The following is a 279-nucleotide window of genomic DNA, read 5'->3' as shown; positions in this document are numbered from 1 at the left end:
GTCCAGCATTTGTATCATTCGATGCTGACAAATTGGAAGGTTCATTGACACGTCTTCCAGAACGTGATGAAATCAACCCAGAAATCAACGAAGCACTTGTCGTTGAATTCTACAACAAAATGCTTTAATTTCAAGAAAAAACTTGCAAAAAGCCTACTACAGTGGGCTTTTTGTTTTGTCTTAAACCGTTGATTTCTGGGTTTGTTCAGATTAAAATCCAGCAACAAACTCTTTGATGGCTTGGGCCAGTTCATAGGGTTTCTCGGTATTGAGTAGATG

General features: G+C 38.7%; 1 pseudogene. It reads left to right on the top strand.

Going from position 1 to position 279, the window contains the following annotated elements:
* Positions 1 to 128: pseudogene (locus HMPREF2904_RS11330) on the top strand (30S ribosomal protein S4); the annotation flags it as partial.
* Positions 129 to 279: the final 151 nt, after the last annotated feature.

Origin of the sequence: Streptococcus sp. HMSC072G04, from assembly GCF_001813295.1 — a bacterium.
Taxonomy (GTDB): domain Bacteria; phylum Bacillota; class Bacilli; order Lactobacillales; family Streptococcaceae; genus Streptococcus.
The sequence above is the reverse complement of the archived record's forward strand: the minus strand, read 5'-3'. Positions and strand labels throughout refer to the sequence as shown.